The sequence below is a fragment of the Enterobacter cloacae complex sp. IR5441 genome, from assembly GCF_049238215.1.
GTDB classification, from domain to species: domain Bacteria; phylum Pseudomonadota; class Gammaproteobacteria; order Enterobacterales; family Enterobacteriaceae; genus Enterobacter; species Enterobacter hormaechei_C.
On sequence record NZ_JBMKIA010000008.1, the window covers coordinates 159,299 to 180,606 of the forward strand.

The 21,308-nt window shown below is 53.2% G+C and carries 26 protein-coding genes; 8 read left to right on the forward strand and 18 right to left on the reverse strand.

From position 1 onward, the window contains the following. Positions 1–10: 10 nt before the first annotated feature. Genes potD through potA form a run of 4 tightly spaced genes read right to left on the reverse strand, consistent with a single transcriptional unit; the run spans position 11 to position 3,819 of the window. A complete protein-coding gene (gene potD, locus ACOTX5_RS11730; RefSeq protein ID WP_015570806.1) occupies positions 11–1,045 on the reverse strand; it encodes a spermidine/putrescine ABC transporter substrate-binding protein PotD in 1,035 nt (344 codons plus the stop codon). Further along, on the reverse strand, positions 1,042–1,833 hold the full coding sequence (potC, locus tag ACOTX5_RS11735; RefSeq protein WP_015570805.1) for a spermidine/putrescine ABC transporter permease PotC: 792 nt from the start codon (positions 1,831–1,833) through the stop codon (positions 1,042–1,044). The genes potD and potC overlap by 4 nt, the downstream gene beginning before the upstream one ends. After that, the gene (gene potB / locus ACOTX5_RS11740; RefSeq protein WP_015570804.1) at positions 1,830–2,687 is read right to left on the reverse strand and encodes a spermidine/putrescine ABC transporter permease PotB; all 858 of its coding nucleotides are present in this window, start codon (positions 2,685–2,687) and stop codon (positions 1,830–1,832) included. The genes potC and potB overlap by 4 nt, the downstream gene beginning before the upstream one ends. Beyond that, positions 2,671–3,819 (reverse strand): spermidine/putrescine ABC transporter ATP-binding protein PotA, encoded by a 1,149-nt coding sequence (gene potA, locus ACOTX5_RS11745; protein WP_162837483.1) that lies wholly within the window; start codon positions 3,817–3,819, stop codon positions 2,671–2,673. The genes potB and potA overlap by 17 nt, the downstream gene beginning before the upstream one ends. 237 nt (positions 3,820–4,056) lie before the next feature. Between potA and pepT the strand changes: the two genes are divergently transcribed. Both pepT and ACOTX5_RS11755 read left to right on the forward strand, forming a co-directional pair. Next, positions 4,057–5,280: a peptidase T gene (gene pepT / locus ACOTX5_RS11750; protein ID WP_006809220.1), complete on the forward strand. Its 1,224-nt coding sequence runs from the start codon at positions 4,057–4,059 to the stop codon at positions 5,278–5,280. Positions 5,281–5,377: 97 nt separating this feature from the next. Then, positions 5,378–5,869, forward strand: a complete 492-nt coding sequence (locus ACOTX5_RS11755) for an REP-associated tyrosine transposase (protein ID WP_017384707.1) — start codon at positions 5,378–5,380, stop codon at positions 5,867–5,869. 88 nt (positions 5,870–5,957) lie between these two features. Here the strand turns inward: ACOTX5_RS11755 and ACOTX5_RS11760 are convergent, their stop codons facing one another. The 3 genes from ACOTX5_RS11760 to phoP all read right to left on the reverse strand — a co-directional run bounded on the left by ACOTX5_RS11760 (position 5,958) and on the right by phoP (position 9,306). Then, complete coding sequence (locus ACOTX5_RS11760) at positions 5,958–7,079, reverse strand: cupin domain-containing protein (protein ID WP_045911623.1); 1,122 nt, start codon at positions 7,077–7,079, stop codon at positions 5,958–5,960. A gap of 91 nt (positions 7,080–7,170) precedes the next feature. Further along, on the reverse strand, positions 7,171–8,634 hold the full coding sequence (gene phoQ, locus ACOTX5_RS11765; protein ID WP_032634007.1) for a two-component system sensor histidine kinase PhoQ: 1,464 nt from the start codon (positions 8,632–8,634) through the stop codon (positions 7,171–7,173). Continuing rightward, positions 8,635–9,306, reverse strand: a complete 672-nt coding sequence (phoP, locus tag ACOTX5_RS11770) for a two-component system response regulator PhoP (protein WP_026094318.1) — start codon at positions 9,304–9,306, stop codon at positions 8,635–8,637. Between the two features lie 475 nt (positions 9,307–9,781). Between phoP and ACOTX5_RS11775 the strand changes: the two genes are divergently transcribed. Further along, complete coding sequence (locus ACOTX5_RS11775) at positions 9,782–10,174, forward strand: hypothetical protein (protein WP_023296319.1); 393 nt, start codon at positions 9,782–9,784, stop codon at positions 10,172–10,174. Positions 10,175–10,260: 86 nt separating this feature from the next. Here ACOTX5_RS11775 and purB read toward each other — a convergent pair whose 3' ends face one another. Genes purB through rluE form a run of 5 tightly spaced genes read right to left on the reverse strand, consistent with a single transcriptional unit; the run spans position 10,261 to position 14,596 of the window. Then, positions 10,261–11,631 carry an adenylosuccinate lyase gene (gene purB, locus ACOTX5_RS11780; protein ID WP_017693620.1) on the reverse strand — a complete coding sequence of 457 codons (1,371 nt, stop codon included), beginning with the start codon at positions 11,629–11,631 and terminating at the stop codon, positions 10,261–10,263. 19 nt (positions 11,632–11,650) lie between these two features. Next, positions 11,651–12,280 carry a high frequency lysogenization protein HflD gene (gene hflD / locus ACOTX5_RS11785; protein WP_006809213.1) on the reverse strand — a complete coding sequence of 210 codons (630 nt, stop codon included), beginning with the start codon at positions 12,278–12,280 and terminating at the stop codon, positions 11,651–11,653. A 27-nt stretch (positions 12,281–12,307) separates the two neighbouring features. Next, a complete protein-coding gene (gene mnmA, locus ACOTX5_RS11790) occupies positions 12,308–13,420 on the reverse strand; it encodes a tRNA 2-thiouridine(34) synthase MnmA (RefSeq protein ID WP_032103856.1) in 1,113 nt (370 codons plus the stop codon). 40 nt (positions 13,421–13,460) lie between these two features. After that, positions 13,461–13,934 (reverse strand): NUDIX domain-containing protein, encoded by a 474-nt coding sequence (locus ACOTX5_RS11795; protein WP_045911624.1) that lies wholly within the window; start codon positions 13,932–13,934, stop codon positions 13,461–13,463. Next, entirely contained in the window at positions 13,934–14,596 is a 663-nt protein-coding gene (rluE, locus tag ACOTX5_RS11800; RefSeq protein ID WP_045911625.1) for a 23S rRNA pseudouridine(2457) synthase RluE, read from the reverse strand. The genes ACOTX5_RS11795 and rluE overlap by 1 nt, the downstream gene beginning before the upstream one ends. 117 nt (positions 14,597–14,713) lie before the next feature. Here rluE and icd point away from each other — a divergent pair, with 117 nt between their 5' ends. Continuing rightward, positions 14,714–15,964 (forward strand): NADP-dependent isocitrate dehydrogenase, encoded by a 1,251-nt coding sequence (gene icd / locus ACOTX5_RS11805; protein WP_003857898.1) that lies wholly within the window; start codon positions 14,714–14,716, stop codon positions 15,962–15,964. A 75-nt stretch (positions 15,965–16,039) separates the two neighbouring features. Continuing rightward, positions 16,040–16,285 carry a YmjA family protein gene (locus tag ACOTX5_RS11810; RefSeq protein WP_015570796.1) on the forward strand — a complete coding sequence of 82 codons (246 nt, stop codon included), beginning with the start codon at positions 16,040–16,042 and terminating at the stop codon, positions 16,283–16,285. Positions 16,286–16,289: 4 nt separating this feature from the next. Here ACOTX5_RS11810 and ACOTX5_RS11815 read toward each other — a convergent pair whose 3' ends face one another. Both ACOTX5_RS11815 and yncL read right to left on the reverse strand, forming a co-directional pair. Continuing rightward, positions 16,290–17,789 carry an EAL domain-containing protein gene (locus ACOTX5_RS11815; protein WP_045911626.1) on the reverse strand — a complete coding sequence of 500 codons (1,500 nt, stop codon included), beginning with the start codon at positions 17,787–17,789 and terminating at the stop codon, positions 16,290–16,292. A 124-nt stretch (positions 17,790–17,913) separates the two neighbouring features. Next, a complete protein-coding gene (yncL, locus tag ACOTX5_RS11820) occupies positions 17,914–18,006 on the reverse strand; it encodes a stress response membrane protein YncL (protein ID WP_071524166.1) in 93 nt (30 codons plus the stop codon). A 369-nt stretch (positions 18,007–18,375) separates the two neighbouring features. On the opposite strand from yncL, the gene ACOTX5_RS11825 reads away from it, so the two are divergent. Next, positions 18,376–18,624: a GlsB/YeaQ/YmgE family stress response membrane protein gene (locus ACOTX5_RS11825; protein ID WP_003857896.1), complete on the forward strand. Its 249-nt coding sequence runs from the start codon at positions 18,376–18,378 to the stop codon at positions 18,622–18,624. A gap of 53 nt (positions 18,625–18,677) precedes the next feature. Here ACOTX5_RS11825 and yoaJ read toward each other — a convergent pair whose 3' ends face one another. From yoaJ to ACOTX5_RS11840, 3 genes are read right to left on the reverse strand one after another with little or no spacing between them, the layout of a single operon-like run. Continuing rightward, positions 18,678–18,752: a protein YoaJ gene (gene yoaJ, locus ACOTX5_RS11830; protein ID WP_015570794.1), complete on the reverse strand. Its 75-nt coding sequence runs from the start codon at positions 18,750–18,752 to the stop codon at positions 18,678–18,680. Next, positions 18,753–18,851, reverse strand: a complete 99-nt coding sequence (locus ACOTX5_RS11835; RefSeq protein ID WP_015570793.1) for a YoaK family small membrane protein — start codon at positions 18,849–18,851, stop codon at positions 18,753–18,755. 45 nt (positions 18,852–18,896) lie between these two features. Further along, complete coding sequence (locus tag ACOTX5_RS11840) at positions 18,897–19,925, reverse strand: sensor domain-containing diguanylate cyclase (protein ID WP_045911627.1); 1,029 nt, start codon at positions 19,923–19,925, stop codon at positions 18,897–18,899. 311 nt (positions 19,926–20,236) lie between these two features. Here ACOTX5_RS11840 and ACOTX5_RS11845 point away from each other — a divergent pair, with 311 nt between their 5' ends. Then, positions 20,237–20,491 (forward strand): DUF333 domain-containing protein, encoded by a 255-nt coding sequence (locus ACOTX5_RS11845; RefSeq protein ID WP_015570791.1) that lies wholly within the window; start codon positions 20,237–20,239, stop codon positions 20,489–20,491. Between the two features lie 80 nt (positions 20,492–20,571). Further along, positions 20,572–20,877, forward strand: coding sequence for a periplasmic protein (locus ACOTX5_RS11850; RefSeq protein ID WP_045911628.1), 306 nt, complete (start codon positions 20,572–20,574; stop codon positions 20,875–20,877). On the opposite strand, the gene ACOTX5_RS11855 is transcribed toward ACOTX5_RS11850, so the two are convergent. Continuing rightward, positions 20,878–21,222 carry a DUF488 domain-containing protein gene (locus ACOTX5_RS11855; RefSeq protein ID WP_032653239.1) on the reverse strand — a complete coding sequence of 115 codons (345 nt, stop codon included), beginning with the start codon at positions 21,220–21,222 and terminating at the stop codon, positions 20,878–20,880. Positions 21,223–21,308 lie beyond the last annotated feature (86 nt).

Consider the following 21,308-nt stretch of genomic DNA (forward strand, 5'->3'; position numbering starts at 1 on the left):
CCGTTGTGCATTAACGGCCTGCTTTTAGCTTCTGATAATACTCTTCATACAGGCGGCTCGCGTCACCGACGTCGTTCTGCCATTCCCCTTTGCTGATGGTTTCAGCGTCCGGATAGAGCGATTTATCATTTGCCACTTCAGGGCTTAACAGCTTCCGCGCGGCCAGGTTTGGCGTCGGGTAGCCGATGGTTTCCGCCACCTCTTTTGCCACATCCGGGCGCAGCAGGAAATTGATCAGCTTCAGGGCGCCCTCGACGTTTTTCGCATTCGCCGGGATCGCGAGGCTGTCCATCCAGAAGATGCCGCCCTCCTTCGGCCAGACCACCTCCAGCGGCGTCCCGGCCTGACGCGCCACAAACGCAGAGCCGTTCCAGACCATACCCAGATTCACTTCACCTTCCATATACGGGTTAGCCGGGTTATCCGAGTTGAACGCCGCCACGTTTGGCATCAGCTTTTTCAGTTCGTTATACGCCGCTTCGATCTCTTTCGGATCGGTGGTGTTACCGGAATAGCCGAGTTTACGCAGCGCAACCTGGAACACTTCGCGCGCATCGTCGGTTAACAGCAGGCTGCTTTTGTATTCCGGCTTCCACAGGTCAGCCCAGGATGAAACCGTTTTTGGATCAATGGCATCGCTGTTGACGCCAATTGCCGTCGCGCCCCAGATGTACGGAATGGAGTAGTCGTTGTTCGGGTCGAACGGCTTGTTTAGCATCTCAGGATCGAGGTTTGAAAAATTGGTTAGCTTCGTTTTGTCGATCTTCTGGATCATGCCTTCTTTGCGCATCTTGTCGACGAAATAGGTCGACGGCACCACCAGGTCATACGCGCCATCTTTATAGGTTTTGAGCTTGGCGTACATGGTTTCATTCGACTCGTAGGTCGAATAGATCACCTTGATGCCCGTCTCTTTGGTGAACTGCTCCAGCAGGCCCGGCGGCACATACTCGGTCCAGTTGTAGAAATAGAGCGTTTTGCTGTCATCAGCATGCGCGGCGCCCATTCCGAGCACCAGTGCCGCAGCGGCAAGCATTTTTTTCATTTCTGTGTCCCCTGAGATTTTGTTTTATCACGAGCAATAACCTGGCTGGCAATTACCAGAACCAGCGATAACACCAACAGAATAGTCGCCAGCGCGTTCACTTCGGGTGAAACACCGACTTTAACCATTGAGTAGATCTTCAACGGCAGAATTTCATAGCTCGGCCCGGTGACGAAGGAGGACACGACCACGTCGTCCATCGACAGGGTAAAGCTGAGCAGCCATCCTGCTGCCACGGCGGGCATCGCCAGCGGCAGAATGATTTTGCGCAGAATAGTCATCTCGCTCGCACCCAGATCTTTCGCCGCTTCCAGCATGCGTACGTCGAACCCTTTCAGACGCGCGTAGACGGTTACCACCACAAACGGCAGACAGAAGGTGATATGCGAGAACAGCAGCGACCAGAAACCGAGCTGGACGCCCAGCAGCATAAACAGCACCAGCAGTGAAATGGCCATCACGATATCTGGGGACATCATCACCACAAACAGCATGCCACTGACGAACGGCTTACCGCGAAAACGGTAGCGGTACAGCGCCACGGCGGTCAGCGAGCCAATCAGCGTCGCGAAGGTGGCAGAGAATACCGCCATCGTCAGCGAGTGCTGAGCGGCCTGTAGCAGGCTGTCATTGTTCATCAGCAGGCCATACCATTTGGTGGTAAACCCTTGCCAGTTGATCCCGAAGCGTGAGCTGTTAAAGGAGTTCACGATCAAAATGATTATCGGAATATAGAGATACGCATAAATGGCGGTCATAAAACCGCCGCGAAGCAGTCGACCGATCATTCCAGCTCCACCTTCTTATTCAGCAGGCGTGATGCACGCCAGTAAACCAGCAGCATCAGCCCCATCACCACCGTCAGCGTTATGCTGGTGGCCGAGCCGAACGGCCAGTCGCGGATATTCAGGAACTGGCTCTTAATCACGTTACCGATCAGCAGGTTTTTCGCCCCGCCCATTAGGTCCGATACGTAGAACAGGCCCATCGCAGGCAGCATGACCAGCAGACAGCCGGCGATAATACCCGGCATGGTCAGCGGAATAATGATGCGGACAAAGGTTTGTAACTTACTGGCACCCAGGTCTTTCGCCGCTTCCAGCAGCGGTTTATCGAGCTTTTCAATGCTGGAGTAGAGCGGCATCACCATAAACGGCAGCAGGATATAGACCAGGCCGACAATTACCGCGCCCGGGGTGAACATGATGCGGATCGGCGTCTCGATCACCCCCAGCCACAGCAGGAACTCGTTCAGATAACCTTTGGTGCTGAGAAAGATTTTCAGCCCGTAGATGCGGATTAACGAGTTGGTCCAGAAGGGTACAATCAGTAAAAACAGCAGCAGCGGCCGCACTTTTTGCGGCAGGCGGGCCAGGAACCAGGCGAATGGATACCCCAGCACCAGACAGGCGAGGGTGGCAATCAGCGCCATATTGAGCGAGTGCAGCAGCACGTCAAAATAGAGCGGATCGAGCAGGCGCGCGTAGTTGTCCAGCGTAAAGACCATCGTCACGAAGTTCGCGTCGTCGCGGGTTAGGAAGCTGGTCACGATGATCATCAGGTTGGGAAGAAAGACAAACAACACAAGCCAACCGACGATCGTGGCAATCACCACATTCTGGAACTTACTTGTGTTCTTCATCAGCCAGTACAACCTCCCAGCTTTCTACCCAGTTGATGACCATTTTCTGATCCAGCGAGTGGTCGAAGTCCGGATCGTCCTCGTTAAAGAACTCGCTGACCATCACCATTTTACCGTTTTCCAGTTCCACAACGGATTCGAGGGTCATTCCCTTGTAGTTGCGTTCGCGAACGTAACCGATCAGACCTTCGACGTCAGCCGTGTCGTGGATCTCATCAACGCGGAGATCTTCCGGGCGCAGCAGGACGTTGAGCTTTTGACCCTTCTCGACGGCAAAGTTGACGGTAATATTGCATTCGCGGCCTTCCACATTCGCGCGAACGCGCCGATCGTCCAGATGCTCGATCACCGTGGCGTTAAAGATATTGATTTCGCCAATAAAGCTGGCGACGAACAGGTTTTTCGGCTCTTCGTAAATTTCACGCGGGGTGCCATCCTGCTCAATCTTGCCGTCGCGCATCACCACGATACGGTCTGACATGGTCAGGGCTTCTTCCTGATCGTGCGTGACAAACACGAACGTGATGCCGAGCTTACGCTGAAGCGCTTTCAGCTCGTTCTGCATCTGCTTGCGCAGCTTGTAGTCCAGCGCGGAGAGGGATTCATCCAGCAGGAGCAGGCGAGGTTTGTTGACCACGGCGCGGGCAATGGCCACACGCTGCTGCTGACCACCGGAAAGTTGATGCGGCTTGCGCTGGGCGAACGCCTCCAGCTGTACCATGCGCAGGGCTTCGGTAACCCGAGGTGGGATCTCGCTGGCCGGTGTTTTTTGCATCCGCAGGCCAAACGCCACGTTCTCAAACACGGTCATGTGCGGGAACAGGGCATAGCTCTGAAAGACGGTATTGACGTGGCGATCTTCGGCTGGAACCTGGGTTATGTCCTGGTTCTCAAGATGGATATGGCCGTTATCGACGCTTTCCAGCCCGGCGATAAGGCGCAGGACGGTGGTTTTGCCGCAGCCGGAGGGGCCGAGCAGCGTGAGAAACTCACCGTCATTGATGGTCAGATTAAGGTCGGAAATGACATCTTTGCCATCGAAACTTTTACGAATTCGTTCCAGTTGCACCAGCGGTGAAAGGGAACGGGGTTGTGTATTCAATTTTCGCGCTGTCCCATATAGACGCCTCAGGCAGCAGACTGAAGCGGGGTTTGTGTGTAACCACCTTGGTGACTCGTAATGAGGGCGGACATTCTACGGCAAACCCATTGAATCGCCAATCCTTCTCACTTATTCATAAGCTACATTTATTAACGCACAACGATATAAACGTAAAAAGTTCTCGTTTGCGGGATAAAAGTGACCTGACGCAATATTTGCGTTTTGCTGCTTAATGATAATGTTGTCACAAAAAGTGAGGGTGACTGCATGGATAAACTACTTGAGCGTTTCTTACATTACGTTTCGCTGGATACCCAATCTAAGCCGGGGGTCCGACAGGTGCCAAGCACCGAAGGCCAGTGGAAGCTGCTAAATCTGCTGAAAGAGCAGCTGGAGGCCATGGGGCTGGTTGATGTCACGCTCAGCGAAAAAGGGACCGTGATGGGAACGCTGCCGGCGAATATTGACGGCGATATCCCGGCAATTGGCTTTATTTCTCATGTCGATACCTCACCTGATTTTAGCGGTAAACACGTAAACCCGCAGATTGTTGAAAACTACCGCGGCGGTGATATTGCGCTGGGCATTGGCGACGAAGTGCTGTCGCCGGTGATGTTCCCGGTACTGCATCAGCTGCTGGGGCAGACGTTAATCACCACTGACGGCAAAACCTTGCTGGGGGCCGATGACAAAGCGGGCATCGCCGAGATCATGACGGCGCTGGCGGTGCTGAAGGGCAAAAATATCCCACATGGCGATATCCGCGTGGCCTTCACGCCGGATGAAGAGGTTGGAAAAGGCGCAAAACACTTTGACGTTGAGGCTTTTAACGCGCAGTGGGCCTACACCGTCGACGGTGGCGGCGTGGGTGAACTGGAGTATGAAAACTTTAACGCGGCATCGGTGACGATCAAAATCGTTGGGAATAACGTGCACCCGGGGTCTGCGAAAGGGGTGATGGTGAATGCGCTGTCGCTGGCTGCGCGTATTCATGCGGAAGTGCCCGCCGAAGAGAGCCCGGAGATGACGGAAGGGTATGAGGGTTTTTATCATCTGACCAGCATCAAGGGGACCGTGGACAGCGCGCAGATGCACTATATTGTCCGCGATTTCGACCGCAAAGCCTTTGAAGCACGCAAACGTAAGATGATGGAGATCGCGAAAAAGGTCGGCAAGGGGCTACATCCGGATTGCTATATTGAACTCATCATCGAAGACAGCTATTACAATATGCGCGATAAGGTGATGGAGCATCCGCATATTCTTGATATCGCCCAGCAGGCGATGCGCGATTGTGACATCGAGCCGGTGATGAAACCGATCCGTGGCGGTACCGATGGTTCACAGCTGTCGTTTATGGGCCTGCCGTGCCCGAACCTGTTTACCGGTGGATATAACTACCACGGCAAGCATGAGTTCGTGACGCTGGAAGGGATGGAGAAAGCGGTGCAGGTGATCGTGCGGATAGCGGAGTTAACCGCGAAGCGGTAATGTTTTATGCCGGGTGGCGGCTACGCCTTACCGGGCCTACATTTCGATCGTAGGCCCGGTAAGCGCAGCGCCACCGGGCAATGGGCAAGGAGTGCCAATGTCAAACTACCGCCGCCACTACATCCCCGGTGGGACCTGGTTTTTCACCGTCAATCTGCAAAACCGCCAGAGCGATTTACTTACTCGCCACATCGACAGCCTGCGTTCCGCTACCGCCACGGTTAAGCGTGCGAAGCCCTTTACCATTAACGCCTGGGTTATCCTGCCTGAACATATGCACTGTATCTGGACCCTGCCGGAAGGAGACAGTGACTTTTCAGCGCGCTGGCGCGACATCAAAAAAACGTTTAGCCGCAACATTGAAATGCGCCACGTCTGGCAACCGCGTTTCTGGGAGCACACTATTCGCAATGAGCAGGATTATCGGCGGCATATGGATTACGTCTACATCAATCCGCTGAAGCATGGCTATGTCGGGAAAGTCGTCGACTGGCCATATTCAACGTTTCATCGGGACGTGCGGGAAGGGTTATATCCGGCAGACTGGGCGGGTGAGATTGAGGATTTTGCGGCGGGGGAGCGGAAGTAAAACAAAGCCGGGTGGCGGCTACGCCTTACCCGGCCTACATTTCGATCGTAGGCCCGGTAAGCGCAGCGTCACCGGGCATTAAAGCGGCTCAGTCCTCAAAAAACCAGTACCCGCTGTTCACCAGCGCGGCCAGCATGGCGAGGAAGGAGGGATCGTCCAGTGCGTCGCCAAAGGTATCCGCAGTCAGCACCATATGGCTGGCAATCGCTTCCAGCGCCGGGCGATGCGGAGAGTCCAGGCGCTCGCCGTTGACGAATACCTCTTCGCCAATGCGCAGTACGCGTAATCCGCCCAGACGAACCAGCTTATCGCCCTGCTGGAGCGCATCATAAATTTCATCTGCCTGATACGGCGGCTCTGGTGGTGCGACGTCCAGTTCGTGACGCGACTGGCTGATAAACTCGCCAAACCACTGTCTGAAGTGCTCCGGTTCATTGATCAGATCCAGCATCATCCCGCGCAGCTTATCCAGCTCCTCTGGCAGAATATCCGCCGGGTGCTCACGCGCCGGAACGTCCGGATCGCTGTAACGGTAGCTGCCCAGCTCACGCTGTAAAACATAGTCAGCAAATCCGCTGATCATCTCGCGCCCGCTTGGCGCGCGGAAACCAACCGAATAGTTCAGCGAGTTTTCCAGGGAATAACCTTCATGCGGGAAGCCCGGTGGGATATAAAGAATGTCACCTGGCTCCAGCTCTTCATCAATGATCCCTTCAAACGGATCAACCTGAAGCAGATCCGGGTGCGGGCAGTGCTGCTTCATTGGCACTTTTTCGCCCACGCGCCAGCGACGGCGACCGGTACCCTGAATGATAAACACGTCGTACTGATCCAGATGCGGACCCACGCCGCCACCGGGAACGGAGAAGGAGATCATCAGATCGTCCATTCGCCAGTCTGGCAGGGCGCGGAAGGGACGCATTAAGGCTGCGGTGGGTTCGTGCCAGTTGTTGACCGCCTGCACCAGTAAAGACCAGTTGTTTTCGCCCAGGTGATCGTAGCTTTCAAAGGGACCGTGGCTGACCTGCCATTTCCCGTCCTGGTGGCTCACCAGACGGCTGTCTACCTCGTTTTCCATCGCCAGACCAGCGAGTTCGTCAGGAGAAATAGGGTCGATAAAACTGCTGATCCCGCGTTTAAGAACGACCGGGCGTTTTTGCCAGTAACGTTCAATAAATTCGGGCCAGTTAAGCGTTAATTGATAATCCATATTTTTGTATTCCGCAGGCTCTTACTGAGACGGATTATAACGGAAGCACCGCCCCCTGACTGCGAGATCCGCGTATTTTTCACATTTCGGGTCAACTATCGTTCGATACGGGATGCTGGCGGCCAAAAATGACTTCCATACGGGCACCGCCCAGTAAACTTTCACCGGTTTCAATCTTGCCCTCGTACTGATCGACGATTTCCCTGGCGACGGATAATCCGACGCCCTGGCCTGGCCGCAGCGTATCGGCGCGCTGGCCGCGATCGAATACCACTTCGCGTTTATTACAGGGAATGCCAGGACCATCATCCTCAACGATAATATGCAGTTCGTTATCCGTTACCCGCGCGGACACCTCGACAAACTCCAGACAATATTTGCAGGCGTTATCGAGCAGGTTTCCCATCACTTCCATAAAGTCATTTTTCTCACCGACAAAGCTAATTTCCGGTGAGATATCCAGACTGATGTTGACCCCTTTACGCTGGTACACCTTGTTCAGCGCAGAGGTGAGGTTATCCAGCAGCGGGGCTACCGGGTGCAGTTCACGGCTCAACAGAGCGCTTCCGGAACGCATGCTCGCGCGGTGCAGGTAATAGCCGATCTGCTGTGAAATACGGCTGATTTGTTCCAGCATCACCGGCTCGGCGTCATCCACGCTCATTTTCGAACTGCGCATGGAACGCAGGGTACTCTGCATCACGGCCAGCGGGGTTTTCAGGCTGTGCGTAAGGTCGGTGAGCGTCGTGCGATACTTGTCGTAGCGTTCACGTTCGCTTTTCAGCAGGCGGTTGAGGTTGCGCACCAGGCTGGTCAGCTCACGCGTGGTCTCCGGGTTTAGCTTCTCGCGGTGATGTTCCTCCAGCTCGCGCACCTCTTTGGCAAGGGATTCAATCGGGCGGAGGCTCCACCACGCAGCAACCCACAGGAGAGGGATCACCAGCAGCAGGTTGGCAGCCAGAACATACACAAACCAGTTCCAGACCATATACGAGCGTTTCAGCTCAACCGGTATGGTATCTATCACCACAATGGTTAACTGCGGCATGTTCAGGGTGGCGGGGTAAAGGTTGATGGCCACAGAGTGGGTCATCTCCGTGTCGTCATCTTCGGCACGGATCTCATTAAGCTTGATCTGTAAGGCGCGATCGTCACGCAGCAGGCTGCTGGTGGAGTTGAGGTCGGCTTCTATTTCATGAAAACCGTTGGTTTTCAGCCATTCCGGACGGATGCGCTTTTTCAACCACGGGACATCGCGCTGGGCCCAAAGCAATTTCCCTTTTTCATCATAGATCAGCGCCAGCGTCGGGCTCTGCTGATTCAGGTTTTCCGGCATCTCGACGGTGATTCGGTTGTTCTCCCACTTCGCCAGGGTATAAAACAGGTTACTTTCGCCGCGAAGCAGGCGGAAGGTGGTTTTATCGAAGCTCACGCTATACCCGACCAGCGCCACCATCCCGTAAGAGAGCGACAGCACCAGCACGACGGCGGCGGTTGCCAGCAAAAAGCGAACCCGCAGCGAAAGGGGTAAAATGTGGCGCAATATCCCTTTCATTTAGCGTAATTCGAACAGGTAGCCCTGACCACGCACGGTGGTGATCACGTCATGCGGGTACTGCGCCTGAATTTTTTTACGCAGGCGACCCATCAGTACGTCAATGGTGTGGCTTTCGCGCAGCTCGGCATCCGGATAGAGCTGAAGCATCAGGGAATCTTTGCTCACCACTTTACCGTTGTTACGGATCAGCGTTTCCATGATGGTGTATTCGAATGCGGTCAGCTTGATCACTTCATCATTAATAGAAAATTCGCGGCGAGAGAGGTCCACCTGGAACGGCGGCAGAGAGATAACCTGTGACGCCAGCCCGCTGTTGCGGCGCAGCAGCGCCTGCATACGCGCAGCGACTTCTTCAATATGGAAGGGTTTGGTCACGTAGTCATCCGCGCCAGCGCTCAGGACTTCAACCTTGTCCTGCCAGCCTTCGCGGGCAGTCAGCACCAGCACCGGCAGGGAAACGTCATGGCTACGCCAGCGGCGGATAAGGGACAATCCGTCTTCATCCGGCAGCCCTAAATCGACAATGGCGATGTCCGGCAGGTGTTCATTGAGATAATAATCGGCCTCTTTTGCGTCTTCAGCATCATCCACCTGATGACCCATCTCCTGAAGTTGAACTTTCAGGTGATGACGTAGCAATGCGTTATCCTCAACAACCAGTACGCGCATCATCACTTCTCCCTTTATAAATGGTATGAATAGTTTAACGCTGATTATTCAGGTTGACACCAGCGCAATGAAATTAAATGATTTTTTCATGCTCCCGAACACAGGGGGGGATGACGCCAGGCACCTGATTAGTAAGTATGTTGACCTGAGCCTGGTTCATATCACCCACCCAACTCACGTAAGCCTCATGCGCCCCCAGCAGGCGCGGGTAATATAAACTGACTTGTTTTCGCAAGCTTTCGCAATCCCGATAAAACAGCCATCCGTTTATGAACTGTTGAAGGCGAGTCGCTTTTTGGACAGCACAGGCACGCCAGTTTTGTAAATATTGCCCTTTTTTTTGTAAGGATGTTCTCACTATGCCTGGCTTTGTCTACGCTTATTTTATGGTGCGAAATTAGATTTGTATAAGATGTGCCAGAAAAGCAGCATTTTTACACAACAAAACAGCAATATAGCGAGTAAAGAGGACTTTATGGAATGGAAGGTTGTTGAGACTATTGCGAGCCCGGAAAGCGGAACCATCTTTTGCAAAGTTGAAACACAGTATGGCCTGAATTATATCCTGTGGTTAAAGGGAGATTATTACGTTCGTACAGGTGAAATCATCACCACTTCAAACCAGGGGATCCTTATTAACGATCGGCGGCGTAGAGTATGGATAGCGCAGGCAATGCCCTTTACATCAATAGGCTGGATGGGGTTCAAACAGAAAAACGCGTGTCCAGGCAACCGACAGGAGATGGATCGCCTGTGCACGGCTGAAACCCCATGCCAGTTCAAACTGTGCCCGTTCGGCTTAAAACGGTATATTCCGGAAAGTTATTCCACGGCAAAAAATAACAATCAGCCTGACGGCAGGCTCTAATCCCGGCAAAACAGATAATGTGACGTGAAATGTCGGCTCGATGATGTAAAGCAGCCCCCTTTCCGGGTGGAAAGGGGGAAGGGCGATTACTTCAGCTCGTCAACCATAGCGATGGCACGGCCAATATAGTTTGCCGGGGTCATCTCTTTCAGGCGCGCTTTTTCTTCTTCTGGCAGCGCCAGACCGTCGATAAACTGTTTCATACCTTCAGCATCAACGCGTTTACCGCGGGTCAGCTCTTTGAGTTTCTCGTACGGTTTTTCGATGCCGTAACGACGCATCACGGTCTGAATCGGCTCCGCCAGCACTTCCCAGTTGTGATCCAGCTCGTCCAGCAGACGGTCGCGGTTAACTTCCAGTTTGCTCACACCTTTCAGGGTGGACTGGTAGGCGATCAGCGCGTAGCCAATACCTACGCCCAGGTTACGCAGCACCGTGGAGTCAGTCAGGTCGCGCTGCCAGCGGGATACCGGCAGCTTGCTCGCCATATGCTGCAACACGGCATTCGCCAGACCCAGGTTACCTTCGGAGTTTTCGAAGTCGATTGGGTTCACTTTGTGCGGCATGGTGGACGAACCGATTTCCCCGGCGATGGTCTTCTGCTTGAAGTGGTTCAGGGCGATGTAACCCCATACGTCACGATCGAAGTCGATCAGGATGGTGTTGAAGCGCGCAATGCAGTCAAACAGCTCGGCGATGTAGTCGTGCGGCTCAATCTGGGTGGTGTACGGGTTCCACTGGATCCCCAGAGAGGTCACAAACTCTTCGCTGAACTGGTGCCAGTCCACTTCCGGGTACGCGGCGATGTGGGCGTTGTAGTTACCCACCGCGCCGTTGATTTTGCCGAGGATCTCAACCTGCTCCAGCTGACGATACTGGCGTTCCATGCGGTACGCCACGTTCGCCATCTCTTTACCCATGGTGGATGGGGTTGCTGGCTGGCCGTGAGTACGGGACAGCAGCGGAATGTCGCGGTATTCCACGGACAGCGCTTTCACCGCATCAATGATTTTACGCCAGTAAGGGAGTACTACCTCTTTCCGCGCGGTAGAGAGCATCAGTGCGTGAGACAGGTTGTTAATATCTTCAGACGTACAGGCGAAGTGAATAAATTCAGATACCGCGTGCAGGGCAGGGACGCTTGCCACTTTCTCTTTCAGGAAGTATTCAACCGCTTTCACGTCGTGGTTGGTGGTGCGTTCGATGGTTTTAATGCGCGCGGCATCTTCTTCGCTGAACTCAGCAACGATTTTATCAAGGTAATCGTTTGCCTTTGCGTCAAAAGCAGGAACTTCCTTGATTGCTGTCTGGGCGGCCAGCTTTTGCAGCCAGCGTACTTCAACCTGAACACGGAACTTCAGCAGGCCATATTCGCTGAAGATCCCGCGCAGCGCGCTGACTTTATCGCCGTAGCGTCCATCGACAGGGGATACGGCGGTCAGTGAGGATAATTCCATAATTCGCAACTCCGGGAGGTTAACAATGAGCAAGAATTTGTTTTGCCTGAGTCGTCAGGCGATGACGAGAAAACATTAACTGTAGGCGGCCACCGCCGACCTGTTGCCACAGCACGGCGGCACGGATGCCTGCCAGCAGCGAAGCGCGTACCTTCGCCTGTACCTGTGGGCTTTGCAATACGGCAGGCGAACCGGTGACCTGAATACGCGGGCCGAGCGGGCTAATCACGTCAACGTAGATACCGGCCATCGCGCTGAGCAGGGTCTCAGACTGGAGGTCAAAGTGGTCGAGCTGGCGCTGTAGCCCGGCGATGCGGTCGCCCAGGGTATTCATTGCGCCTTTTGCCGCATTAAGCTTACGTTCCAGCACCATCAGGCTTAAGGTGTAGCGGGTCAGTTCCGCGTTCAACCCCTGACGGTTGCTGGCGTTGAGCACGCCGAGCAGAGTTTCAAGACCGAGACGAAGATTGGTTTCACTGCCGCCAAAGACGCCCAGCGTGGAGCCTGGGTTAAGATCGATAACGCTGTTGAGTGAAACGTGCAGGGCATCAGCGTCGCAATGACCCTGATGCGCCAGCTGTTGCACCAGACGGGCTGACTGGCAAATTCCCGCCAGCGCCAGGGTGATGTCATAATAGTTCTTCGCCACACGGTCTCCTTTATGTGTGCAAACGGTTTAAACAGCAGGCAGCGGCAGGCGCTGTTCAATGATCCCACCGCCGAGGCAAATTTCGCCGCTGTAGAAAACAGCAGACTGGCCAGGGGTAACGGCGGAAACCGGCTCGTCGAAACGCACGTCAATGCGATCGTCATCCAGTGCGGTTACGGTGCAAGGGATGTCCGTCTGGCGGTAGCGCGTTTTCACTGTGCAGCGTAGCGTGCCTTTCAGCGGCTCGCGATCGACCCAGTGCAGCTGTTGCGCGATCAGTCCAACGGACATCAGGCGCGGGTGGTCGTGACCCTGAGCCACAACCAGAATATTGTTTTCGACGTCTTTGTCGACCACGTACCACGGATCTTCGCTGCCCTCTTTGGTGCCGCCGATTCCCAGACCTTTACGCTGGCCGAGAGTGTGGTACATCAGCCCCTGGTGCTGACCAATCTCATCGCCGTCAACGGTGACGATTTTGCCCGGCTGTGCAGGCAGGTAGCGCCCCAGGAACTCGCGGAATTTACGCTCGCCGATAAAACAAATACCGGTGGAGTCTTTTTTCTTCGCGGTGATCAGATCCAGATCTTCAGCAATCTTACGCACTTCCGGCTTTTCCAGCTCGCCGACCGGGAACAAACTTTGGGCAATCTGTTCGTGGCTCAGCGTATAGAGGAAGTAGCTCTGATCTTTGTTGCCGTCCAGGCCGCGCAGCAGCTGGCTTTTGCCATTCACATCCGCGCGACGCACGTAGTGGCCGGTCGCAATGTAGTCTGCGCCCAGGTCTTCCGCGGCGAATTCCAGGAAGGCTTTGAATTTGATCTCTTTGTTGCACAGGATATCCGGGTTTGGCGTGCGGCCCGCTTTGTACTCTTCGAGGAAGAGTTCAAAAACGTTGTCCCAGTATTCTGCGGCAAAGTTAACGGTGTGCAGTTCGATGCCGAGCTTATCGCACACGGCCTGCGCATCGGCGAGATCCGCAGCGGCAGTGCAGTATTCCTCGCCATCGTCTTCCTCCCAGTTCTTCATGAACAGGCCCTCCACCTTATAGCCCTGTTGCTGCAACAGGTAGGCGGAAACGGAGGAATCGACACCGCCGGACATGCCGACGATTACTTTTTTCTGGCTGTTATCTGACATGGAATACTCACGACATTGAACTTCAAGGCGGCGTATTCTATCACGCCCCCCCACCATTGACACCCTCTGTAAACGGCCAGTTAAATTCTGCAATGACATCCAGCGGCAGGCGCGCCGCAGACTGCCAGCAGCGGATGCTTTCCGCAACCAGCGGCGAACGCAGGTTTGGCGCGTGCAGGATCTCCTCGGCGGTCACCCACAGGCAGCGATCGATATCGTCGTCGTGCGGTTCAGTGGCGCACGTTTCGTTAAGTTCAACGGCGAATAAGAAGCGCAGGAAAGGCGTCTGGTCAGGCGCTATCCACTGATGCATACGGATAAAATGCTGCGGTTCGGCGCGGATACCCGTCTCCTCCCACAGCTCACGGGCTGCCGCCTGGCGTAAGGTTTCATTGGCTTCAAGATGCCCGGCAGGCTGGTTCCACAGCGCTTTGCCATTGATGGTCTCTTCCACCACCAGGAATTTCCCCAGCGCATGGACCACGCAGGCGACCGTAACATGAGGTTTAAACATCAGTTCTCCTTAGGGGTAACATACCGCCATTCCCCGTTTGCCAGCGAGTCCAGCGTGTAGCTGCCCATGGCATAGCGAATGAGTCGCAGGGTAGGGAAGCCCACATGCGCAGTCATGCGCCTGACCTGTCGGTTGCGGCCTTCATAAAGGGTGATTTTAAGCCAGCTGGTGGGAATGGATTTCCGCTCACGAATCGGCGGGTTGCGCGGCCATAGCCACTCGGGTTCATTCACGCGCTCAATACCAGCCGGCAGGGTGGGACCGTCGTTCAGCGTTACGCCGTTACGCAGTTTTGCCAGCGACGCGTCGTCCGGCTCGCCTTCAACCTGCACAAAGTAAATTTTCCCGGTACGCTTGCCCGGCTGAGTGAGCCTGGCCTGGAGCACGCCGTCATTGGTGAGCACCAGCAACCCTTCGCTGTCACGATCCAGACGTCCCGCCGCGTACACTCCCTGAACGGGAATAAAGTCCTTCAGCGTGCTGCGCCCGGCCTCGTCGGTAAACTGTGGCAATACATCGTAGGGTTTATTGAACAGTATGACCCGCGTTGGCTGGGGTTCTGGCGTTCTTCTGGTGGCTTGTCGTGAGCTGAATCGCTCAACCCGGTGTTTTCTAAAAGAAGTTTTCGTCATGGTATTTTCAGGCGTTATCAATTGCCGCATTATAGCCTAATAACGAAGACCTTTCATGGCGTCGGACAATCAGGTACTATCGGAAGGCTCATTACAATTTATTAACATAAGATCAGTAACAACCAGAAGCGCTCGAAGGAGAGGTTAATGGAAAGCAAAGTAGTTGTTCCGGCGGAAGGTAAAAAGATCACCCTGCAAAACGGCAAGATTAACGTTCCTCACAACCCGATTATCCCGTTCATTGAAGGCGACGGTATCGGCGTAGACGTTACCCCGGCAATGCTGAAAGTGGTTGATGCCGCTGTTGAGAAAGCCTACAAAGGCGAGCGTAAAATTTCCTGGATGGAAATTTACACCGGTGAAAAATCGACTCAAGTTTATGGCCAGGACGTCTGGCTGCCAGCCGAAACGCTGGACCTGATCCGCGACTATCGCGTTGCTATCAAAGGCCCTCTGACCACGCCAGTTGGCGGCGGCATTCGCTCCCTGAACGTGGCGCTGCGTCAGGAACTGGATCTATATGTGTGTCTGCGTCCGGTGCGTTACTACCAGGGCACCCCAAGCCCGGTTAAGCACCCGGAACTGACCGACATGGTTATCTTCCGTGAAAACTCAGAAGACATCTACGCCGGTATCGAATGGAAAGCGGACTCTGCTGATGCAGAAAAAGTGATTAAATTCCTGCGCGAAGAGATGGGCGTGAAGAAAATTCGCTTCCCTGAGCATTGCGGCATCGGCATCAAGCCATGCTCCGAAGAAGGGACCAAGCGTCTGGTGCGTGCCGCCATCGAATACGCTATCACCAACGATCGTGACTCTGTGACCCTGGTTCACAAAGGCAACATCATGAAGTTCACCGAAGGCGCGTTCAAAGACTGGGGCTACCAGCTGGCGACCGAAGAGTTCGGCGGTGAACTGATCGACGGCGGCCCATGGCAGAAAATTAAGAACCCGAACACCGGTAAAGAGATCATCATTAAAGATGTGATTGCCGATGCGTTCCTGCAACAGATCCTGCTGCGACCTGCTGAGTATGACGTGATCGCCTGTATGAACCTGAATGGTGACTACATCTCCGATGCGCTGGCCGCACAGGTGGGTGGTATCGGTATCGCCCCGGGCGCGAACATCGGTGACGAGTGCGCCCTGTTCGAAGCAACTCACGGTACTGCACCTAAATACGCAGGCCAGGACAAAGTCAACCCAGGCTCTATCATTCTATCCGCAGAGATGATGCTGCGTCATATGGAATGGTTCGAAGCCGCAGACCTGATCGTTAAGGGTATGGAAGGCGCGATTAACGCGAAAACCGTCACCTATGACTTTGAACGTCTGATGGAAGGCGCTAAACTGCTGAAATGCTCAGAGTTTGGCGACGCGATTATCGCGAACATGTAATCCACTCGCTGGGTTAAATGACAACGGGAGCCTGAGGGTTCCCGTTTTTTATGCACACAAGACGGAAACAACGCTATGAACCATGATATCCCGCTCAAGTATTATGACATCGTCGACGAGTATGCGACTGAAACGGCGAAACCGGTAGAAGAGGCAGAGCGTACGCCGCTGGCACACTATTTCCAGCTGCTGCTCACTCGCTTATACAACAATGAGGAAATCAGTGAAGAGGCGCAGCGGGAGATGGCTGTCCAGGCGGAGATAGACGAAGCGCGCATTGACGATATTGCGAACTTCCTGAATCAGTGGGGCAATGAATAACGCGTCATCGCGCTGAGTCTGCCAGCAGCCTGGCGAGGTCGTGCCGGGTTAGCGACTTTGAAAAGTACCAGCCTTGTACGAGGGCATCGGGGTATCTCTGCGCGATGAACTGATATTGCGTTTCGCTTTCAACCCCTTCAAAAACCAGGGTTTTGTGCAGTTTAGCGAGCGCGTCGCTGAAGATCACCAGGATATCCTGTTTATAGTGCTCGCTGATGCCGTCCACTAACGACTTATCCACCTTGATTTCGTCATATTTGAGATTTGAGAGCCTGGCCAGATTAGAGTTTTGCACACCAAAATCGTCTATTGAAATTTTGACGCCTGCCGATTTAAGCTCCTCACAAAACACTTCAAGGATGGCCGAGGTGGAAACGCCATTCTCAGATAACTCAACTTTGATTAACGATAAGGGAATCGCGTTCTCTGAGCATGCATAACGTAATACCGCCAGGAATTTGCCGTCTTCAATTTCCGTCCGGCCAACGTTCAGTGAAATCATTAACTGATGTTCAGCGGCCAGCGCGGCAATTTCCGCCAGGGATTTCTTTATCATGTTCTGATAATAAACGTTATACAGGCCAATTTTTTTAATTAACGGGATAAACAGCTCAGGAGAAACCTCTTTGTGATTGTTATCCTGCCATCTTGATAACACTTCAACCCCGACGATTTTCTTATCAGCAACCCGAATAACAGGCTGAAAATGAACGCTGATGGTATTCGCTTTTACCGCTTTGACCAGCGTTCGTTCCAGAGAACGTCGGTCTTCATAAAGTCGAAGAGAAAACAGCGTCAGGGATACCCAGATAAAGTATAAAAACAGGCACAGAAGCACCATCACTACGTGGGAGAGCGAAGCCAGTCCGGCATCATGGTGTGTGACGGTAACGCACAAATCCCAGCGTGTACTGCACTCTGTCACAGCCAGCGTAAATAACAGAGACTGTAAGCGGCTGAAGTTTTCTGATGGCGGCGTAACGGTGAAAAAGGTGCGGCCGAAATCTTTAGTGGAAGAACGAAGCGAATAGTTGGCGGTAACGGGGGCAAATTTATCGTAGGCTGAACGGGAGGTGAAGATAATAAGGTGGTTATAGATTGTCGCATTGCCGACAAAGAAATCTTTCTGCGAAAACTGCGCCAGGCTGAATCCGTTCTGGGTATTATGCAGCTCAGAGGGAAGGGCGATGGGATTTGCCAGCTTGCCCCAAAACGCGGTGCAGGTGATTTTCCCCTTTTCAATAAACCCCACATCGGCGAAATAGAGACTTCGCATCTTTAATTTTCGGTAGACGTTCAGACTGGCGCTATCGCATCCCTGCGCGGAGGTATTTTTAAGCGTACTGGCGATATTTTGCGTTAACTCTTCAGAATAGCTTAAGAGCGTGTGGGAGATCTCCCTCTGCCGGTTCTTTTGCTGCTCAGCGATAATGGCGTTAACCGCATACAGCGACAGGACGACCATAAAGGTTGAGATGATAGCAACGGCAATGGCCTTCTTCATTTTCCTGTTGTCCCACCACGTCCTGAGGTGCAGGGATCTTAACACAGGTCATAAAAGCTACAAGTATGAGAGTTGAGGCTTCACGGAATCGAAAGGAAAGCCACCATGCCAGGCTCCTTTCATCTCAGAACCACTCAAACCGTGTTGAGAGCAGTAGCAGTAACGTACTGGCAGAAACAAGATTAAGGCAGATGACAAACTTGCTTGATACGTTCATGTTATCAACGTTTTTGTTGTTCAGTAGCCACAGAGAATAGCGTTTCACCTCCACTGAAGAAACGCCAGATTTTGGTGGGTTCGGGCAAAAAAAAGCCCACTCAAGAGTGGGCAAGAAATACTGGAAGCAATGTGAGCAATGTCGTACTGAATACCTGAGTGATTTGCTCAACTACTCAGTAATGAGAAAGATAATCTTTCTCAGTAAAAGATGCAACCCCACGATGAGTGTGGAACGGCATTTTTTTACTGCTCATATTTTAATCAAACGAACCGTGTGATTCCTATCACAAATTTCCTTTCTCAGATCCTGTGCTATCCTTTTCTGTGTCGTTGATTTAATGACAAAAACCATACAGAGAGGAAAGCTATGGGAATTTTATCCTGGATTATCTTTGGGCTGATTGCGGGGATCCTGGCGAAGTGGATTATGCCGGGCAAAGATGGCGGCGGTTTCATCGTCACGATCATTCTGGGGATTGTGGGTGCAGTCGTCGGTGGCTGGATCAGTACCCTGTTCGGCTTTGGCAGAGTTGATGGCTTCAACTTCGGCAGCTTTGTCGTCGCGGTGATTGGCGCGCTGGTTGTTCTGTTTATCTACAGAAAAATCAAAAGCTAAATCTGACCTGAGTTAAAAAAGGCTGCCTGACGGCGGCCTTTTTACTTTGGGCGTTACCACCAGCCCAACTGCGTACCGGCGACGGCCACGATGGCGACAATCAGCATGATGATGGTCGTTTTTCTCATTTAAGCCCCCGGCGCGGCGTAACCGCCAAGGAAAAACCAGCCTAAAAACACCACCGCCGTGATAAAAATAACCACCGGAAAGAGGATCCCTATTCTCATGCCATCACCTGTTTGAGTTTGTATAAGGCCGTAGAGTGTACGATTTTAATCTAACGCGACAAAGCCTGTTTTGCTTTTTCCTTTTTTATCCTGATACATCGCGAGGTCTGCGGTGCGCAGGGCGCTATCTTCATCCGTGCGGTGAGGATCAACAATAACGACGCCAAGGCTTGCGCCGGGATAAAGAATAGTGGCATTACCTAACCCGTATTCGCCCGCAATAAGACCATTGAGGCGGGTTTTGATTGCGTTGACCCCTTTGCTGGCGTCGCCATCATCGCTGTGACTCAGGCTGGCAACCAGAAATTCATCCCCGCCGAGCCGGCCAATAATCTCATCCTGCGTTTGCTCGTGAGTCAGCCGCTTGCCGACCTGTACAAGGAAGCGATCGCCCGCCTCATGCCCGTACTGGTCATTGATTCGCTTGAAATCATCGAGGTCAATAAAGGCCATCATGACGTTGCGGTTAAGATGGCGCGCCAGTGAGAACAGGGTGGTAAGGTTTTCAAAAATGGCGCGACGATTCGGCAGGCCGGTGAGGGCGTCGGTGTAAGAGTGGGCAATGAGCGCCGCATTTGCTTCGCGAAGCTGAAGCACAAGCGACTCTTTCTGAATGTACTGACCAATTAACCCGGCAAAGAGCCTGATCACCTGCTCGCCACGCTCGCTGAACTGTTTCTGTGCGGTGCTGGCCGCGCAAAGCGTGCCATACAGAGAACCGTCAGCCAGGTGAACCGGCACGCTCATATAGGTTGTAATGCCCAGTGCTTTGGCCGCTTCACACTCCGGCCAGCGGTCGGGCACCTCGTTACTGAACAACGTGTCGCTGTCGATGGCGCGCTTACACAGTGTTTCGTCCCAGGGCACGCTGAACCCTTCCGGGATCTGCATTTGCTTGCTGTTACGGGCATATAAAATGTGCTGCAAACGCGCATTGATATCGACTTTCGTCAGGTAGGTTGATTCCATATCCGTCACAATTTCCAGCATTTCCAGTAGCTGACGCACCAGACTGTCGAGAGATTGCTCAGTGGAGAGGGTTTCTGAAACACGGGCAAGAATGATATCTGACATGAGGCAGGATGACTCCCATGCAGAAGACCTCTGTATCTGCATGTTATGCTGAAAATATAGACTCCGGTCATAGTAAAACATGAACAGGATTAATTTTATAGATTCTTCTGAAGGCAGATGAGGGGAAGACTAAAAAAAGCCCCGATGTTGAGATCGGGGCAAAACATCTTGATTACGGAATGATGTTCTCTGGTCAGTGTGAGAACAGGCATCACTATAAGGGGGAATCGTGCAGGTTTAATGGAGAAATCATGGAGAAAACGGCGATGACCCGTTACTCTGACATTTTTACACCCTGAAGGATCATGATAATGAAATATCTTCTCCTGGCGCTGGTTTTACCGCTGGCCGCCTGCTCAACAAAGACAACCCCTCCTGATGCGCCTCAACCGCCGCACGCTATTGGTATGGCAAACCCGGCGTCAGTGTACTGTCTGGAAAAAGGGGGAGAGCAAATCCCTGTTCAAAGCCCGCAGGGCGTACGTACCGAGTGCAAACTGCCCGGCGGGGAAGTGATCGATGAATGGGATCTCTACCGCCGCGATCACCCGCAACCGACCAGATGACAACGGCAATAAAACTGCGATACACTTCTCTTTAGGATTATTCTTAGCCAGTTTCTGGCAGTACGTTTGCGAGAAGAAGTATGTTTCAGTTAAAACCGGGCAGCATGGCGATGATCGTGGGTGCGCGTACGGCGGCAGGCCGTCGAAATATCGGTAAATCCGTCGAGCTGTTTGGCCTCTGTCAGCCGGGCCAGCGTTTTGTGAACCCGGTTAACGGCGTCATGACGCAATTACCCGCCACGTCAGCGCGTGCGCTGTGGCTGGTCACCGGTGATGTTTACGCCTTTGATAATCAGCACGGTTTTGCGTTTGTTCGCCCGGAACATCTGATGCCGCTTACTCCCGACGAGATGCCACACAAGGTGGATGAGCTGGCGATCGGTTAATCACAGTTTACGCAGCCAGTCCGCCAGTACCTGCGCGTGATTCTGCTCCGTATTTTTCGCCCCATAGAGTAGCGTCACGGTCTGCTGTTTGGCGAGAGCCGCCAGGCGTTTGCCTTCATCCGGATGCTGCGCCAGCTCTTTACGATAGGCTTCACTGAACGCGGTGAAATCTATCGTTTCACTGTGAAAAGCTTTTCGCAGTTCGCTGGACGGCGTTAGCGCTTTACACCACTCATCACAGACGAGGTCGGTCTTTTTTATCCCTCGCGGCCAGAGTCTGTCGACCAGGATCCGGTAACCGTCTTTTGAGGTCGCCTGCTCATAAACGCGTTTACATTGAATCATGGGTCCTCCTCATTTCCTTACGACGTTCTGCAACAACACTATAGCACCCGGCTTTTATCCTCCCAATTTAAGGTATTGTGATAATT

What these genes read in the sequence shown, in the direction of transcription:
- potD (WP_015570806.1), bottom strand. Translation starts at nt 1,045, where the DNA reads ATGAAAAAAATGCTTGCCGCTGCGGCACTGGTGCTCGGAATGGGCGCC.
- potC (WP_015570805.1), bottom strand. Translation starts at nt 1,833, where the DNA reads ATGATCGGTCGACTGCTTCGCGGCGGTTTTATGACCGCCATTTATGCG.
- potB (WP_015570804.1), bottom strand. Translation starts at nt 2,687, where the DNA reads ATGAAGAACACAAGTAAGTTCCAGAATGTGGTGATTGCCACGATCGTC.
- pepT (WP_006809220.1), top strand. Translation starts at nt 4,057, where the DNA reads ATGGATAAACTACTTGAGCGTTTCTTACATTACGTTTCGCTGGATACC.
- ACOTX5_RS11755 (WP_017384707.1), top strand. Translation starts at nt 5,378, where the DNA reads ATGTCAAACTACCGCCGCCACTACATCCCCGGTGGGACCTGGTTTTTC.
- ACOTX5_RS11760 (WP_045911623.1), bottom strand. Translation starts at nt 7,079, where the DNA reads ATGGATTATCAATTAACGCTTAACTGGCCCGAATTTATTGAACGTTAC.
- phoQ (WP_032634007.1), bottom strand. Translation starts at nt 8,634, where the DNA reads ATGAAAGGGATATTGCGCCACATTTTACCCCTTTCGCTGCGGGTTCGC.
- phoP (WP_026094318.1), bottom strand. Translation starts at nt 9,306, where the DNA reads ATGCGCGTACTGGTTGTTGAGGATAACGCATTGCTACGTCATCACCTG.
- ACOTX5_RS11775 (WP_023296319.1), top strand. Translation starts at nt 9,782, where the DNA reads ATGGAATGGAAGGTTGTTGAGACTATTGCGAGCCCGGAAAGCGGAACC.
- purB (WP_017693620.1), bottom strand. Translation starts at nt 11,631, where the DNA reads ATGGAATTATCCTCACTGACCGCCGTATCCCCTGTCGATGGACGCTAC.
- mnmA (WP_032103856.1), bottom strand. Translation starts at nt 13,420, where the DNA reads ATGTCAGATAACAGCCAGAAAAAAGTAATCGTCGGCATGTCCGGCGGT.
- ACOTX5_RS11795 (WP_045911624.1), bottom strand. Translation starts at nt 13,934, where the DNA reads ATGTTTAAACCTCATGTTACGGTCGCCTGCGTGGTCCATGCGCTGGGG.
- rluE (WP_045911625.1), bottom strand. Translation starts at nt 14,596, where the DNA reads ATGCGGCAATTGATAACGCCTGAAAATACCATGACGAAAACTTCTTTT.
- icd (WP_003857898.1), top strand. Translation starts at nt 14,714, where the DNA reads ATGGAAAGCAAAGTAGTTGTTCCGGCGGAAGGTAAAAAGATCACCCTG.
- ACOTX5_RS11810 (WP_015570796.1), top strand. Translation starts at nt 16,040, where the DNA reads ATGAACCATGATATCCCGCTCAAGTATTATGACATCGTCGACGAGTAT.
- ACOTX5_RS11815 (WP_045911626.1), bottom strand. Translation starts at nt 17,789, where the DNA reads ATGAAGAAGGCCATTGCCGTTGCTATCATCTCAACCTTTATGGTCGTC.
- yncL (WP_071524166.1), bottom strand. Translation starts at nt 18,006, where the DNA reads ATGAACGTATCAAGCAAGTTTGTCATCTGCCTTAATCTTGTTTCTGCC.
- ACOTX5_RS11825 (WP_003857896.1), top strand. Translation starts at nt 18,376, where the DNA reads ATGGGAATTTTATCCTGGATTATCTTTGGGCTGATTGCGGGGATCCTG.
- ACOTX5_RS11835 (WP_015570793.1), bottom strand. Translation starts at nt 18,851, where the DNA reads ATGAGAATAGGGATCCTCTTTCCGGTGGTTATTTTTATCACGGCGGTG.
- ACOTX5_RS11840 (WP_045911627.1), bottom strand. Translation starts at nt 19,925, where the DNA reads ATGTCAGATATCATTCTTGCCCGTGTTTCAGAAACCCTCTCCACTGAG.
- ACOTX5_RS11845 (WP_015570791.1), top strand. Translation starts at nt 20,237, where the DNA reads ATGAAATATCTTCTCCTGGCGCTGGTTTTACCGCTGGCCGCCTGCTCA.
- ACOTX5_RS11850 (WP_045911628.1), top strand. Translation starts at nt 20,572, where the DNA reads ATGTTTCAGTTAAAACCGGGCAGCATGGCGATGATCGTGGGTGCGCGT.
- ACOTX5_RS11855 (WP_032653239.1), bottom strand. Translation starts at nt 21,222, where the DNA reads ATGATTCAATGTAAACGCGTTTATGAGCAGGCGACCTCAAAAGACGGT.